This is a genomic window from Bacteriovorax sp. PP10, from assembly GCF_035013165.1.
Taxonomy (GTDB): Bacteria; Bdellovibrionota; Bacteriovoracia; order Bacteriovoracales; family Bacteriovoracaceae; genus Bacteriovorax; species Bacteriovorax antarcticus.
The window spans coordinates 755348-770990 of the sequence record NZ_JAYGJQ010000002.1; the positions used below are offsets into that span (position 1 = coordinate 755348).

The window sequence follows — 15643 nt, forward strand, 5'->3', positions numbered from 1 at the left end:
TTTTAGCAAATTATAGGGACTATATTGGGGGATATCAAATAGTTTAAATTTAGTTGTCGATAGATGTTCTCGATGGTAACTCCCTGCGTAGGGTGCTGTAAGGTGCCCTGTAAGGTGCCAGCAGACTTATGGTAGCGATAGGGCGTTAAAGTCATATTTACATGGGCCGAGTTAATTTTCCATTTATCACATAAGTTTGATATACAGCTTTTAAATAATGATGAGGAAATAGATGAAAAAGGTAAGAGTTCAGTTTGTAAAATACGATATGACGAAAACGAAGAATCGTAACAGAAAAGATATGCTTGTAGATAGCAAGAGTGAAGATGCAGTTATTGCTCAACTTGAGAGAATCCACAAAGGCGAAAAAGTCGTTAAGATTCATGAAATCAATTGGGATGAAAAACAGATTCAAGAAGTTGTTCGTAAACAGAAGATAGACGATAGACATACATTCTCAGGAACTGTGAATTTCTTTGATATTGAAAAAGGATTTGGATTTATCCAGCCTGACGAAGAAATGGATGATTTATTTTTCCATAAGTCTGCATGCACTGATGGAGTGCCTTACGATAAAGATAGAGTTGAGTTTAGAATCAGCGAAGGGCCAAAAGGGTTGTGCGCGATTCATATTAGGATTGTAGAATCAGAGTCTGTCTAATCGTTCTTATTTCTTGCAAATACTCTCGCAGTTTTTATCTGCGCTTCCAGCGCGAGCACCAAGGATGGTGGCATCGTAATCTTTCTTTTCAAAAGAAGTATTCTTCGAGCAATCACTTGCATCGGCCAATTCTTTAAACCATCCAACTAAAACAGCAGACGGATAATCTAATTTTTTAGCGACATAACATCCAGCTAAGCAGTGACGGATTTTATCGTTGCCGCTTTCCTTTCTCGCATAATTTCTTGCTTCATTCGCAGTCGTTTCGATATCGGCTAATTTTTGCCATGATGGAAGATCAGGTTGGATTTTAATCCAATCTCTCACATCCATTTTAGATTTAGGATCTTTTTCAAGAGGAGAGCATAAAAGTGCTTTCTGATAAACTTGATCAACTTTTTTTTGAAATATAACTTTTGCAATTCCATCGCCGAAGTCAGCAAAAGAGGGTTGTGAAGCTATTAATAACAGCGTTGTGAGAAGGAAGGAAATTTTCATGATCTAAGTGTAATCTACAATGAAAAAATGGGCCAGAGGATAGCGAGAGGATCTTAAAAAGACACAATCATTCCAGTCGCAAATACTAAGTGACCAGAGTTACCAATATCGTGCGCCAGTTTTTCTGTCGAGTATTGGGAATATGTTTGTGCATAAGTCGGAGTGTATGAAGAAGTTGAAAATGGCCTGACATATCTTGCTTCGAAGTTGAAACCGATACCTCTTGTGAACATCAAATCTATTCCACCCATCACTTCACCATTTAAAGTGTTCATGTCACTGTCGTTATCATTGACCTGCATATAGCTTGTATGTTTAAGATTACTTTTTAAATATCCAGCTCCGGCACCAATGTAAGGTTGAAACCTTAGGTCTGAAAGCAGATAAATCTTAGTGTAGAGATCAACTCCATAACTTGAATAATCAAATTGGGAAATCACTTCTTCTTTTATTGTCATTGAACTAATCGTGAGTCCAAATCCTGTTACGAATCTTTCGTTGATTCTTGTCTCGGCCCTAATGCCTGCAGTGTATGTGGATTCATAGTCAAATTTGTTACTACTATATTGGGTCATACCAACAAAAGGTGTGATCTTGAAAGTTTCGTTGTAGCCCGTGTAAGATACGACATCATTATTTGCAAAGAGATATTGCCTGTCTTCGCCTCTGAAGCGCGCCAGAAGAATGTTTGCCTTTTCTTGGTCTGCAGACATTGAGATTACTTGCTGCTCTAATACTCCGTACATTTCTGCCGTCGCTCTTTCGGCATATTTCAATGCTTTCGCTCCAGCTAAAGTAGCATCGCCAGCATCCTTATTCAGAGTTGTATGTGAACATTTCCTCGCAGGTGTCGTTGAGTCTGGGTAATAGCCGCTTGTAAGGCCATTCATCATGTTCTTTGCGGAACAAGTGACGTAGCTTGCGGGGTTAGTAAGGTTTAAAAGGTCTATAGGTTTTCCGGGCATGTATTCGACGTAATTTGTATGGGCGTAGAAGTCCTGCACAGTATGAGTGATGTATCCGAAATTGGCCCTTGCGGTTTTCATGTCTCCGCTGATTATCGCAGTGGCCGCTATTTTCATGCGTGAACGCATAAGTGCTGAAGCAGCTTCAAAGGATTCGCTGTCGGCGTGTGTGGCCGGGTTGCTGCCTTCTTGTCTGTCTATATAGATGTTTGCGTCTGAGATCTGATCGATGGTGTTGATGGAAAAACCTATAGGCGAGAGTGCACGTGCCGTTACTGACCTGTGTAGGCTCCAGTCAAAGGCGTAGGCCTTTGGAAGGGTTGTGAATAGTAAGAAGAGCAGTAACTTCTTCATTTGCATCCATTCGTAGTGTTTTCACACAGGTGTATAAACTATCAACAGTTAGAGGTATCTAAGTTGTGATAAATAATAAGTATTAAATGTCTTAGGGGTTAGAGTGCAGGTTGAGGGCCAGTGATGCTTATTTAGCAGCTGACTTAAAAACGATATGAGGAGGGCATTTAAAGACAATTCCTTCTCGTTCTGATCCAGTGATAACAGATTCTTTGTTTTTGTAGATATAAAGTACTTGTCCGAATTTAGCAGCTTGATTTCTCAACTGAGTTAATGAATTTGAATTTCCAATTGATCCCATGAGTGGATTTCCACCACTAAGAAGATTTGAAGAGCTTGCAAAAACTCGCGCAACAGGTGTGCAGCCTTGGGCATATTTAACATCATTGATAATGATTAGTTTCTTCGATTCAGGAGTCACCGATGTACTCGCACATGACGAGAGAGTGATCATCAAAAACATAATGCTTAATAGTCTCATGAGTCTTCCATAGAAAGGTTTTTTAAAAAATATCACGGGAAGAGGGGGCGGAGAGCATTTTTGGAAATAATTATCAGGTGCTTAAACTTTAAACGCCTCTGAAAACGACCTCATCTTAGGGTGTAAAAAATATAGAGGTAAGTGCCATCATAGTAGGCGAATGATATCTAACCCTTAAATGAAATTCCTAATTCTACTTACTCTTCTTGTTTCAAGCCAGCTCTCTGCTTCAGAGACGGCCTTTGATATTTTCAATACCTACTCAGCATCAGTGGTTCAAATCCATTCAAAACTGAACGCTACTGGTACTGGTTTTTTTGTAACTCCAAGACTAATTCTGACAAATCGCCACGTGATTAGAAGCTTCAAGAAAAAAACAAATCAGTGGGATGCTCCTAGAGTTATCGTTTTAAAAGACGGAAGACAGATTACTAAATTCACTTCTATTCATTGCTCAGTGAGAGTTGATCTTTGTGCGATTAGTGTAGAACCTCAGGCCATTAAAGCTTTTTCTAAATTAGCGATTGCGCCTTCAGTTGTTGGACAAGATGTATATGTCTTAGGTCACCCGCAAGGATTATCAAATCCTATTATCAGTTCAGGTATTGTGAGTTCTGAAAATGTTTTGATTCCAGGGCAAGATCATAACGGGAAAGATATCGTCTTTAAGGGTTTTACTACGACAGCTGCAGTTTCTCCTGGAAGTTCAGGGTCTCCGGTTTTAAGTAAGTCAGGAGAGATTCTAGGGATCGCTGTTGGGATTCTTCGTGGTGGGCAGAATTTAAATGTGATCATTGGGTCTGAAGAATTGAGTATGTTTGCAAAGCAGATTGCGAAGCGTGATACTGAAGCTGTGTTTACTATTAAAACTGATGTTCAACCAAGTGTTAATCTAGTCTCATTAAAATAAGGCTAAGCGGCCTTTTCCAGTATTACTTTAAAATTTAATTTTGCTCTTCTGATTTGTTCTTCAAGAAGGATCGAAACAAATGATTCAGGAAGGTAGCCCATAATTTTTGCGAGTTTTACAGCTAACTCAATCGATGCATCTCTTCTACCTTTTTCAATGTCACAGATTAGTCCTTTCGAAACTTTAGCCCTTTTTGCTAAGTCAGTTTGAGAAATTTCATCTGTAGTTCTTAGCGAGTGAATCATTTGACCAAATGTTAATGGGCCACCCAACAGTGATTCAAAAAAAGCAATGGTTTCGTTACTATTAATAGTCATGTTTATTTACCTCGATAATTTCAACAAACTCAATTTGTCCGTTGAGTTTTACTATGTATATGGCCCGATAAGCTCTATTTAATCTAATTGAGCGTTGGCCTCTTCTTTTTCCCACTAGAGGTTCATCGTGAAGGCCTTTATTAAGTCGAACTTGTTGTATTCCAAATTTCATTACAGATTTGATCCACCAAAAAAGCTTACTCTGAACTTGCAATGGGATTTTAATAATGTCTTTTTGAGCTTTCTTGCTGAGGATTACATCCATGCTGGCCGGTTCTTGTAATGGTACTCGAAAATGAGTACTTGGTCAATTAATTTATTAAAAGGAACAATTACATGCATCCTTTTAAAGTTTTCAAGTTAAACATTTGATTATTAGGAGGGAGAGGAAAATGAATGAAAAAAAATGACATCAAAGATGACAACTTTTCCTTATATCTATTGATAAGCCTTTAAAGTTAAGTGCGCTATCCTAGCTTTAATCTCCTGTGTCTCTGTTACTTCTTGTTTGATTATCAACGACTTGAAAATGTGTATTGTAAATAATTCAGAGATGTTCGGCGATCTCATTTTTTGAGACTACCGATAGGTAAGATTTGATCAAATCAAATAGGAGCACTAAATGAATAACGATAAATATCTTAATAAAAAGATAGCAGAGTACTTACTTTTAAATATAAAGAAAAAAACTAAGAATGGAATGGAAGATGAATTCTTTACATTGGTTCATCAGATATTGACGTTGAAAGAGATTAAAACTCTTACAGATTTTTTTATAAAAGATTTGAATGAGTTTATTGAGAGGAGAGGAGTTAAAAAGAAATTAAAAAATGTTTCGAAGGAAACTTCTTATCAATATAGAGAATCTAGATTAAGAGATAAAATAGAGGAGTTAGAAGAATCTTATAAAGATACAGAGACATGGGGATATAAAATAGAGAGTTTGATAGAGGCAAATTCTAACGTTAAATCACGTTTTATAAAAGAAATAGGAAAAACGATATCTAGAAAAAATCATTATAGAGGCACTTCTGTTTATGAAAAGCATTTAAAAAAACTTGCATCAATATTTATGTTGAATCAAAAAGAACAAGATCTTGTGACTTTGTTCTATCTAATTTCAGTAGATGATCGCGTAGAGAGCTTTTTCACGCATCTGGGGCTTCGTCTTTCAAGGATGAATGGTTCAGCTAGAGTATTGTATCGCTTTTTCGATTACACACCCGCAAGTTTAAGAACGCTTCTTAATAAAAAATCAAACTTAGTGAGATCTGGTATCCTTACTAAAGAGAAGACAGACAATGGATCTGTAGGGTTGAATACGAGAATAGAAAGCTTTCTAGCTGGATTTGGTGAAGAAGATATTATCAGTACTTTTTTCAAGCTTGAAAAGGATACTAATCGTTTGAAGCAGGATGATTTTTTGGTAAGTGCCGATATGATCTCATCAACAAAAGACCTCCTCAGGTCTGACAAAGGAGTGAATATACTTTTGCATGGAGTTCCAGGAGCAGGGAAAACTGAGTTCTCTAAATTCCTAGGTACTGAATTAGGAATGAAAGTTTATTATATTGGACAAAATGATGATGATGGCGAAGAAGATCTGAATTTTAGAAAAAGTGGTATTGTTGCTGCTCAAAATATTCTTGATCCAAAAAATACAATTATTGTTGTAGATGAATGTGATAATATCGTGAACGTGCGTGATGCTTTTTGGAACTGTGAAGTGGAAAAAGGTGGCGATAAAAAAGCATGGATTAACTATTTGTTGGAGAGTTCGAAACATAATATTATTTGGATTTCGAACAGAGTCAACGGAGTAGACGATTCAACCAAAAGACGATTTTCTTATTCAATCGAATTTAAAACCTTTACTGTTAAACAGAGAATGAAGATCTGGGAAACTATCATTAATAAAGAAAAGATTGATTTTATTTCGAACGATCAGATTGAAATGCTGGCCCAAAAATATAAAGTGAATGCCGGTGGTATTTCGCTGGCGATTCAAGATGTCATGGCAATGCCTCAATTGATTTCTAAAGAGGATAAAATCCAAAGAATTGATGCACTCTTGGCGCAACATCAGGAATTTGTTTTTGGGTTATCCACTGATATCTCCATGATTAACTCACATTACAAATTGGATCTCCTAAATTGTGATATGAATATGGATTTAGTTGTCAGCAGTGTTCAACATTTTTTGAAATATATTTCGGATAAAAAGAATACGGATATTCAGAATATGAATTTCTTACTTCAAGGTCCACCTGGGACTGGTAAGACTGAGTTTGTTAAATTCCTGGCAAAAACAGCTGGTGCCGAGCTTCTTGTGAAACGATTAAGTGATATAAGATCAAAATGGTATGGAGAGAGTTTACAAAATATTGCAGCTATTTTCAAAGAGGCCAGTGCTGAAGGAAAAATTTTATTTTTGGATGAGGCCGATTCTTTCTTCACAGATCGAGCTAATTCTTCTGAACATTCTGTCGCAGAAACGAATGAGCTTTTAACTCAGATGGAAAACTTCAAAGGGATTTTAATCTGTGCGACAAATTTTTCATCAATGATGGATCCAGCGAGTATGAGAAGATTTAACTTTAAAATTAAGTTTGATTACTTAAGTAATGACGGAAAGCTTCGTATGTTTCAACAACAGTTTGGAAAATATATTAAAGAATCGATGCCTATGGAATTTGAAAAACGAGTTATGGGTATTAATTATCTAACACCTGGCGATTTTAAAGTTGTTTATCAAAAGAATGCTTTTATGGAAAATGTGGCAATTGAAACTTTGATTGGCCAGTTGGAAATGGAGGTGAGTTATAAGAAAGGAGTGAGTAAACCGATTAGACTTGGTTAAATTGAAACTCAGGAATTTCTTTTTAAAATGAGCTCAGCTTTTTCTTTAAATGCCTTCTTTAAATCTTTATCAGAGATAATTTCAATATCCTGGCCATAAATGAAGAGAAGACCAATGAATTCGTCAATATTAGTAAATTGACATGTATATTCATCATAATCTTTAGTTTGTTCAGTTATTTCAGCATTAAAGATCCTTTTTTCTGAAAGGATCTTTTTAGAATCGCCATATACTCGAAATTTTGCTTTTTTCTCGACACCTGAAATGATACCTGATGTATTTTTGAAATACTCTTTAGGATTCCAGTTCTTCTCAAGTGGATACTTAAAAGTATCCTTAAGATCTTGAACTTTTTCTATTCGGGAGATTTTGTAAGCTCTGATATTTTCCTGTTTGATTTCTTGTTTGTATGCCATTAGATAAAGATCGTCTCTATACTGAGTAATAGTAAGAGGATAAATATCTATCGTTTTTCCTTTAAGATCTGAATTCCCTTTGTAATCAATAAGAAGCTTCCTGTTGCCAACGAGAGCTCTTATTATAGTCTCTAGATGGTTGTCATTTTCGCTAGCAGGATCTTTTACTTTTATCTTACAAAGATAGTGGAATTTTCTATCGAGATGTTTTGATGAAGCAGTGATTCCATCGGTATCAATTTTAGGAAAGAGGTGTCCGAGTTCTCGGTAAAAATTTAAAATAAATTGTATCTCTTGTGTACCTTCGAGATAATTGTACCAATCACATTGATTAAGTTGATAAGATATATTTCCCTCATCATCTTTCATCTCAAGTAAAACTGCTTTTCTTTGTCCTGAATCTTCCAAAAGTTCTTGTTTGAGTTTATACCACTGGGCCCTTGAAGGTTCACCTAATATGTCTTTAACTTTTTTTTCGGATAAAGATAACCGTGGAGATCGGCAAATGGTTTGAATAAGGAGGACGACTCTATCAGTTTTGTTACTATCTTTTTTCATGCAGAACTTTCGGAATAAGTAATTTTTACTTTAATACTAGATCGTTTAAGTTTCTCATTTCTTGAGACAAACTTGTAATAAGCTCCAATCAAAGTTCTTTAGCTTGCGGTAATTAATCCGAAAGGAATGGATATGAGATATTTAACAAAATCGCGATTTAAAATGGCTCTAGAGTGCCCAACGAAGCTCTATTACACTAAAAAACCAAAGGAGTATGCTGACAGCTCGATTGATGATCCATTTATGGAAGCACTCGCCAAAGGAGGGTTTCAGGTCGGGGAGCTGGCGAAGCTTTATTATCCCGACGGTGTGGAAGTTAGAGGCCTTGATTTCGATAAAACCTGGGAAGAGACTCAGGCGTTATTGAAAAATGAAAATGTGATTATTTACGAAGCTGCCATCAAGTATAAAAATCTTTTTATCAGAATAGATGTCTTAAAAAAGACTGGAAAAAAAATAGAGCTAATTGAAGCAAAATCAAAGTCCTTTAGCGGAAGTACTTTTGCGACGGATGTTTGGCAGAAAGCCAAACTTAAGAAAAATGAATATCAGGTCGCTTCTGATTGGAAACCTTATATCTTTGACGTGGCCTTTCAGACCTATGTCCTTAATCTGGCATTTCCAGAGTTTACAGTCATTCCATTTTTAATGTGTGCAGATAAAGATTTGGTCGCATCTAGTGATGGTTTGAATCAAAAATTTTTAATTGGAAAAGATGAAAAATCTAGAACGAAAATTACGATCATGGGAAAAACTGATTTATCCTCATTGGGCACGCCTATTTTGACCGCTGTCGACGTTTCTGAAGTTGTAAGTAAAATTCATAACAATACTGAAGAAAGTGAAATCTATGGTGAATTAAATTTTAAGGATGCAGTTGCATTTTTTGCTGATCATTATGAAAGAGATGTTCGCATTGTTTCAGAGGTGGATAAAGCGTGCAAGGGGTGTGAGTTCAGAACTGATGATAAGAAACTTAAAAATGGTTTTAACGAATGTTGGAAAGCTCATGGATTATCAGCGGAAGAATTGAATAAAACTTTTGTGTTTGATATGTGGTATGGCCCAAAAGTTTTGAATGATAAAATTTTTGTTGAAGATCTTGATGAAAATGATTTTGAAGTAAAAGAAAATGAGCCCGGCGTTGATGGCCTGAACAGGTCTCAAAGACAATGGCTTCAGATGGATAAAATTATCAGAGATGACGGATCTGAACACAAAGACCAAGACGGTATTAATAGAGAGTTTTCAACTTATACCTTTCCATTGCATTTTATAGATTTTGAGACAAGCATGGTGGCCATTCCGTTTAATAAGGGGAGAAGGCCTTATGAGCAGATGGCTTTTCAATTCTCACATCATGAAATGGATAAGGATGGAAAGTATCATCATGCAGGTGAATGGATATCTACGACACCTGGAGAGTTCCCAAATTTTAATTTTGTAAGGGCATTAAAGAAACAGCTCGAAAATGATAATGGTACTATTTTTAGATATTCTAATCATGAAAACACAGTTCTTAGTCAGATTATAGTTCAATTACAAAAATCTCTTGAACCTGATCGTGAAGAACTAATCAGCTGGATTAAAACAATTACCAAAAACAACGATAAAGTCGGCGGCTGGAAAGGCGATCGTTGCATGGTTGATCTTTGTGAAGTTGTTAAGAAATTCTACTATCATCCTGAAACTCACGGATCTAATTCGATTAAATATGTTCTACCTGCAGTTTTGAAAATGCAGGGGAAGGATCCTGATCCTTATGGTTCGTTACCAGCTATTTTTAGAGATTATGATGCTTCGACGATCGATTTCATTATGAAAAATGATGATTCGGGAGATGGTGGGGAGCAATTATCTAATGGTGGAGCTGCGATGATGGCCTATGCATTGATGCAGTTTACGGAAATGAGTGATGAGGAGAGAAGGCTTATTAAAGAGGCGCTTTTGAGGTATTGCAAATTGGATACTGAGGCGATGGTTTGGATATATCAATACTTGAGAGGAACGAATGACGATAAATAGTTCTATCGAATACACTATAAAAGAAATTTACGACTCAGTCACAAAGATGTTGGAAAATGCTAAAATACCTGCGGTTTATTTAAAGAATGAACATCTTGGATTTGATACTAAAGATGGTAACTATAGTGAGATGAATCCTGTTTTCAGCTTATTTCAAATTTTTGAAATGGTAGAAAATAAAAGTATTAAACTTCCTACTGTTCAACGTGGTTTTGTATGGAAAGCTAATCAAATTGAAAATCTATGGGATTCACTGTTAAGAGGATATCCTGTTGGCTGTTTTGTGTTAGCACCAGGACTAGATGGCTTTGATTTGTTAGATGGGCAGCAACGAGCAACTGCTCTTTGTCTTGGTAATTATCATCATGAAAAAGCAATTGCTGAAGGCGATATTTTGAATAGCTCATATGAGAAAATAAGAATATTCATAGATATGGAAAAACCATCTACCGATGATGAAAGTCGTAAATATTTCATAAGGGTGATTACACATTCTCATCCATGGGGATTTCAAAAGAAAGAAAACCATAAGACTTTAGAAAGTAATAAAATTCGACAGGCATTAAAAGCATTTAACCTTGATGATGAAAATTACTTTGATCAAGATCTGGGGAAAATGTGGCCCTTTGATTCAAAAAGACCAATACCTTTAGGGCTTTTTATTGATGCGGCCTTAAATGGTATATCACTTGAAAAATTGACAGAAACTATTTCAAATTGGGAGAATCAAAATAAAGAACTAGTTAAATTTTTAAATAAATCATCTAATGATCAAAATTTGAATCATGAAATTTTAGAAAGTGATTATCAAGATCCAAATGAAGAGATAAGCAGCATAAGTAATACCGAAAATCTTTTTATTAGAATGAATGCTGGTGGCACTCCTTTGAGCGGGGAAGAGTTAAACTATTCAATTTTAAAATCAAATATTAAACTAGAAGTGACAAATATATTAGAGAAAAGCTGTGCTGGGTTTATTAGACCTTCTCGTTTTATTACAATTGCCTATAGACTTTTTCAAAATGTGAATTTGATTTCTAGTCCTCAATTAAATAAACGAGAAATTCTTTCAATGAATGTGAAACCTCGACAGTTTCAAGGTGACATTAGAACAAATAGCGAAGCATTTGGGGAATTTCTTTTAATTTTAGTAAAAGATTTTAAGATCATTGAGAAGGTTAAAAATATTTTAATTTATGATAAAAACAACGAAAAAGATATTGGCTTACCAATAATTACAGCTTCAAAGTTTACGGAAAATTCAGCTGAAATAATCTTTATTCTTTTTTATAGATTATATGTGATGAATGATAAAATTGATTCGATAGAGAGTCGTCGAAAAGTTATTGGAATAGTTACTTTATTTTCATGGTTTGGGAAAAGTGGAAAGCAAAAGAATCATGCCGCTTTGTTGCGCAATGTCTGGCCTTGTGTAACAAACATTAAAGAGATGGCACGGTTTTGGTCAAGGGAGACTGTCGCTCGTGCAGGGTTGAAAGATTACGGGAAAGACGTTTTTATTAATGTTCCAAAATATAAAGAATTAGAAAAAATTGTAACAACAAATTATTTTAAAAACAAAGAAGACTATTCGAAAAATATATATAGTGAATTTATTTTTAAAATGTTTTTTAATAGAGATGCTATCTTGTACTCTCAAAGAGAGTTTTTATGTACGCAGTATGAGAATCTTTTTAAATCAAGCATAATGAGTGATATTAATCTCCCTTTTGATTGGGATCATATTTCTCCAAGTGAGAGAATAGATGGGCAAAGAAAAATCCCTGCAGCGATTCGTGACTGGTATGGCTCAGTTGGAAATTTTAGGGCTTGGCCATATGGCTGGAACAGGGCAGATGGAAGTAAAAGTCCTAAAGAAAAATTATCTGACTTAAGACTTGAATTAAAAGATGAAGAAGAAAAATGGTTCAAAAGGGCTGGGCAGCATTCGAAAAGCATTGAACGCTCTGAGTTTCGTCGAAATCTTCCGAAATTTTTATGCTCTTGGTCTTTTTGTAATAGTGCTTGGAAGGATTTTGATTTTAAGACAGACGAAATTCAGGGAAATACAATTGTAGCAAAGAAACTTAATAAGCTTATTATGGATAGAAACTTAGATGTCGCAAGAGAATGGTATGAAAAATTAAAAATTGAAGATCTATTGCTTGATTCTGAGTTTGATAATGTTAATTTTTCTAAGTTGTTAGATATGAGATCATGGCGTTCAATCAATATTAAAAATGAAAATCCAGAATATTGGGATAAGACAGATGTCGGAATTGAATTGCCGGTTAGTTTAGATGATCAAGTTACCTTGTTGATTTCTTATGTTGATTCAAAAGATCAATATCCAGCAATAAATCTTTCGGAGGAAAATATTTATGTAGCTTTGAGATTTCAAAGAAATGAGAGAAATTATTTTTGTAAAGATATGCCAGGTTATATAAGAGATCTTACTGATGCCAATGTTTTCTATATTACGACAGAGGAAAAAATAAATCTTTTATCATTTTCAGATGAATCTCATTATCACTTTCTTTGTGATGTTAAAAAATGGATTGAAAATATTCCGGATGAATATTTGGTGAAGTATGGACTTGATAAAGGATATATACTTGATCGATTTAAGTTCAGAGTTGTGAATTCAGCTTCAAAGTAGAGTAGCTTTAGGGCTTAGTTAAGTTTTAAGGAAGTTATTAATGAAGAAAGTAGAAGATTTTAGCAACGACATTCAGCTTGAATTAATTAAATTATACTTAAGCACATCGAGTTGGTCACATCGTAAGTTACAACGAGAGATTCTTGGAGTTGAGGCACATGAGCGAGGTGGTGGCTTCCTTGCCTTGAGAATATTAAGGGCCAATGGAATACTAGACGATTCATTAAAAGGGATCTTTTTAAAAGTTTTTACGAATGAAGAACTTATACAAAAATTTAATTCTACTAATACGACAGTAAGAGCTAGAGACATAATACAGAATATTTTTAACCAGACTGAGATGCCAACTCTTGCAAGGAAAACGTATTTATTAACTTGGAATCCTGAAAAATGGAAATGGAGCGATTTAAAAGAAGATTTAAATGAATTTCAAAAAGAAGAGAAATTTATTCGTCCTTGGGGATGTGGTAACAATAAATCAATTAAAGAAGGAGATCGAATTTTCTTTATAAAGCTTGGTAAAGAGTTACCCAGGGGAATAATGGCATCTGGATACGTTGTTAAGGAATCATACTTAGGTAATCACTGGAACGGAGAAAAAGAAAAAGAAGGATTATTTGTGGACGTTGAATTTGATGTTTTTCTCGATCCAGAAAATGAACATGAAAACTTTATTAAGTATGAACAGCTTATGGAAGATGACGTTTTTAAATTAAATAGTTGGTCCGTCCATGTATCGGGAACAGTTATAGCTGAAGCTGTAGCATCAAAGCTTGAAAATGAATGGCATCCGCGATTTTTAAAAAATATAGGTAGACGTTTTTCCTTAAAAGGAAATTATCGAGAAGGGAAATCATCTGAATATATTAGTAAAAAATATGAACGTGATGAAAATGCACGAAAGGAGTGTCTGCGAATTAGGGGAGTGATATGCCTTGCTTGCGAAATAGATTTTCAAGAAAAATATGGCAAAATTGGAAAAGGGTTTATTCATGTTCATCATGTAATACCTCTTTCGGAAAGAGATGCTGAATATAGTCCCGACCCTGCAACAGACTTAATTCCTCTTTGTCCAAATTGTCATGCAATGATTCACAAGCTAGGAAAACCATATTCTTTAGAAGAATTGATAAAAATTTTAAAATTAAATAATTAAAGGTTTATAGAGTATAGACGTGTAAGTAGCAGCAGACCAGTGATCGCAATTAGATATTAAAGCTTATGTTTAATTAAAAAAATAAATCCTGTTGCGATAATTATCCATAAAAATAAAAAACCTGTCGCTAGTTTAATTAATTGATTATTCTTTTTTTGGATAATATTCATTTCATTTGTAATTTTTTCGAGCTGTATTTTAAATTCTTTTTTAGATCGTTCATTCTCTTTTATAAAATCCATTTCAGATACCGAACGAGTGTTTATTAAATCCTTCAGTTTTTCTTGTTCAGACACTTGGTTCTCAATATATAGTTTTAATTGAGTTATGGAGGTTTGTTGCTTGTTAAGGCTAGAATAAAGCTTCTCAGTTATTTCTTTGATATTTATATTGTGCTCAGCAAGATCTGAATGCAGTTTCTCTTCCAATACTTCCATGCTTAAGACGACATCCTGAGTTGTCCTTGTGTTTTCTAAGGATAGTAGTAAGCAATTTGTAATGACTTGTGATTGCATTTTTGTAGCAATGGACAACATTTCCTGAGTGTTTGCAATATCTTTTGTATTGTTTGCAAAGATTCGATCAACACAATTTCTATTTCCAATCTGCACTGATCTAGTTATGGATGTATGGATCAAGTTATCTGTCTGATCCATATGCTGCTTAAGTTTACTTATATTTGTCGTAGGAGATATTTTTAAAGCATTGCTCATTTTTTAACCTATTTTTTTTATGGAATTATTTAAAATCTGAGATTTGTCAAAAGCAACGAGCATTAGAAGGTCGTTCATCTTTATGTCTAATAAATTATCAGCGATACGTAAGTGATTTTTAGATTTTAAGTTGTTTGTAAATTTTGTATTTTGAATAATTACATTTGATGCTAATGATAGTGTTCTCATAATCTCTGAGTAGTTTATTAAGTATGGATTCTGAGCTAGATAAGATTTTGTTAAATTACTACCTGAAACAATTGAATGAGAAAGTAGTAGAATTTCATTTCTTTTGTGATTAACAATTTCTCGATCATGGTTTGTATTATAATATTTAATAAAAATATAAGATCTAATTATTATCTCTGGAATTACAGCTGATATTGTATGGCCCGTTATTGTTCTAAGATTGAACTCCTTCTCTATGTAAGCATCCTCTAGCCAACTTGGCATTTTATTGCCATTTAACTCAGCAATTAATGTGCTACCAGGTATAGGTAAACTCCTAGAAGTGAAAAAATCTTTGTAAAGATGAAGAAAAAGAATGATCATTGCTTGCTGTATTGATATGTTTGTATTCCAGTTTGGATGGAGAGTCCCTTTCAAGATACCATGAACTGAATCGATACCAATTTCAGAAGAGTTTCCTCTCATTAAACTGATTGCCTTTGAGATTCGAGTTAAATCATGTCCATAAGAATAAAGTCGATGATCACCTAAAGAAGCACCAGGAATCTGTTTGTCTATTGGATTATTTTTTAAATCATAATCTTTTAAAAAGTTTGGTGTACTTGCTTCAGAACAAGATGCTTTAAAATCTTTTCGGTCTGCTCCTCCAACGATTAAATAGTCTGCAGCAGCTCCTGAAAAACCTGCAAGAAAGGCAATGAGGAAGTCGTACTTATCCCAAGGTAAAGAGGAAGTCTGTAGGCCCTTGATTTGGTTTTCTAATTGGTTTTTTAACTCGAATATTTCTATTAATTTGGTTTCTATGTTTTCGTCTTCGTGTTTTTTCATTGCCTACATTCCTTTTTTGTTTTCGACATATTAGCAGGCATTAATAAACACTA

At 34.6% G+C, this 15643-nt stretch carries 13 protein-coding genes; 6 read left to right on the top strand and 7 right to left on the bottom strand.

The genetic code is table 11. The annotated features are described in order from the left end of the window. The first annotated feature begins 232 nt into the window (after nucleotides 1-232). On the top strand, nucleotides 233-661 hold the full coding sequence (locus SHI21_RS13580; protein WP_323577175.1) for a cold-shock protein: 429 nt from the start codon (nucleotides 233-235) through the stop codon (nucleotides 659-661). Between the two features lie 6 nt (nucleotides 662-667). On the opposite strand, the gene SHI21_RS13585 is transcribed toward SHI21_RS13580, so the two are convergent. The 3 genes from SHI21_RS13585 to SHI21_RS13595 form a co-directional block, all read right to left on the bottom strand. Continuing rightward, a complete protein-coding gene (locus SHI21_RS13585; RefSeq protein ID WP_323577176.1) occupies nucleotides 668-1159 on the bottom strand; it encodes a hypothetical protein in 492 nt (163 codons plus the stop codon). 53 nt (nucleotides 1160-1212) lie between these two features. Beyond that, the gene (locus tag SHI21_RS13590; RefSeq protein WP_323577178.1) at nucleotides 1213-2478 is read right to left on the bottom strand and encodes an outer membrane protein; all 1266 of its coding nucleotides are present in this window, start codon (nucleotides 2476-2478) and stop codon (nucleotides 1213-1215) included. A 127-nt stretch (nucleotides 2479-2605) separates the two neighbouring features. Continuing rightward, complete coding sequence (locus SHI21_RS13595) at nucleotides 2606-2959, bottom strand: DUF4156 domain-containing protein (protein ID WP_323577179.1); 354 nt, start codon at nucleotides 2957-2959, stop codon at nucleotides 2606-2608. Between the two features lie 178 nt (nucleotides 2960-3137). Here SHI21_RS13595 and SHI21_RS13600 point away from each other — a divergent pair, with 178 nt between their 5' ends. After that, complete coding sequence (locus SHI21_RS13600; protein ID WP_323577180.1) at nucleotides 3138-3869, top strand: S1 family peptidase; 732 nt, start codon at nucleotides 3138-3140, stop codon at nucleotides 3867-3869. Nucleotides 3870-3871: 2 nt separating this feature from the next. Here SHI21_RS13600 and SHI21_RS13605 read toward each other — a convergent pair whose 3' ends face one another. Next, nucleotides 3872-4186: a helix-turn-helix transcriptional regulator gene (locus tag SHI21_RS13605; protein ID WP_323577182.1), complete on the bottom strand. Its 315-nt coding sequence runs from the start codon at nucleotides 4184-4186 to the stop codon at nucleotides 3872-3874. Nucleotides 4187-4808: 622 nt separating this feature from the next. Between SHI21_RS13605 and SHI21_RS13610 the strand changes: the two genes are divergently transcribed. Then, a complete protein-coding gene (locus SHI21_RS13610; RefSeq protein WP_323577183.1) occupies nucleotides 4809-7046 on the top strand; it encodes an AAA family ATPase in 2238 nt (745 codons plus the stop codon). An 8-nt stretch (nucleotides 7047-7054) separates the two neighbouring features. Here the strand turns inward: SHI21_RS13610 and SHI21_RS13615 are convergent, their stop codons facing one another. After that, nucleotides 7055-8020 carry a WYL domain-containing protein gene (locus SHI21_RS13615; RefSeq protein ID WP_323577185.1) on the bottom strand — a complete coding sequence of 322 codons (966 nt, stop codon included), beginning with the start codon at nucleotides 8018-8020 and terminating at the stop codon, nucleotides 7055-7057. Between the two features lie 132 nt (nucleotides 8021-8152). Between SHI21_RS13615 and SHI21_RS13620 the strand changes: the two genes are divergently transcribed. From SHI21_RS13620 to SHI21_RS13630, 3 genes are read left to right on the top strand one after another with little or no spacing between them, the layout of a single operon-like run. Beyond that, complete coding sequence (locus SHI21_RS13620) at nucleotides 8153-10045, top strand: DUF2779 domain-containing protein (protein WP_323577186.1); 1893 nt, start codon at nucleotides 8153-8155, stop codon at nucleotides 10043-10045. Next, nucleotides 10032-12704 carry a DUF262 domain-containing protein gene (locus tag SHI21_RS13625; protein WP_323577187.1) on the top strand — a complete coding sequence of 891 codons (2673 nt, stop codon included), beginning with the start codon at nucleotides 10032-10034 and terminating at the stop codon, nucleotides 12702-12704. The genes SHI21_RS13620 and SHI21_RS13625 overlap by 14 nt, the downstream gene beginning before the upstream one ends. Before the next feature lie 40 nt (nucleotides 12705-12744). Further along, nucleotides 12745-13860: an HNH endonuclease gene (locus SHI21_RS13630; protein ID WP_323577188.1), complete on the top strand. Its 1116-nt coding sequence runs from the start codon at nucleotides 12745-12747 to the stop codon at nucleotides 13858-13860. Nucleotides 13861-13916: 56 nt separating this feature from the next. Here SHI21_RS13630 and SHI21_RS13635 read toward each other — a convergent pair whose 3' ends face one another. Together SHI21_RS13635 and SHI21_RS13640 are read right to left on the bottom strand one after the other, a co-directional pair. Beyond that, nucleotides 13917-14573 (bottom strand): hypothetical protein, encoded by a 657-nt coding sequence (locus tag SHI21_RS13635; protein ID WP_323577189.1) that lies wholly within the window; start codon nucleotides 14571-14573, stop codon nucleotides 13917-13919. Between the two features lie 3 nt (nucleotides 14574-14576). Then, complete coding sequence (locus SHI21_RS13640) at nucleotides 14577-15590, bottom strand: hypothetical protein (protein ID WP_323577191.1); 1014 nt, start codon at nucleotides 15588-15590, stop codon at nucleotides 14577-14579. Nucleotides 15591-15643 lie beyond the last annotated feature (53 nt).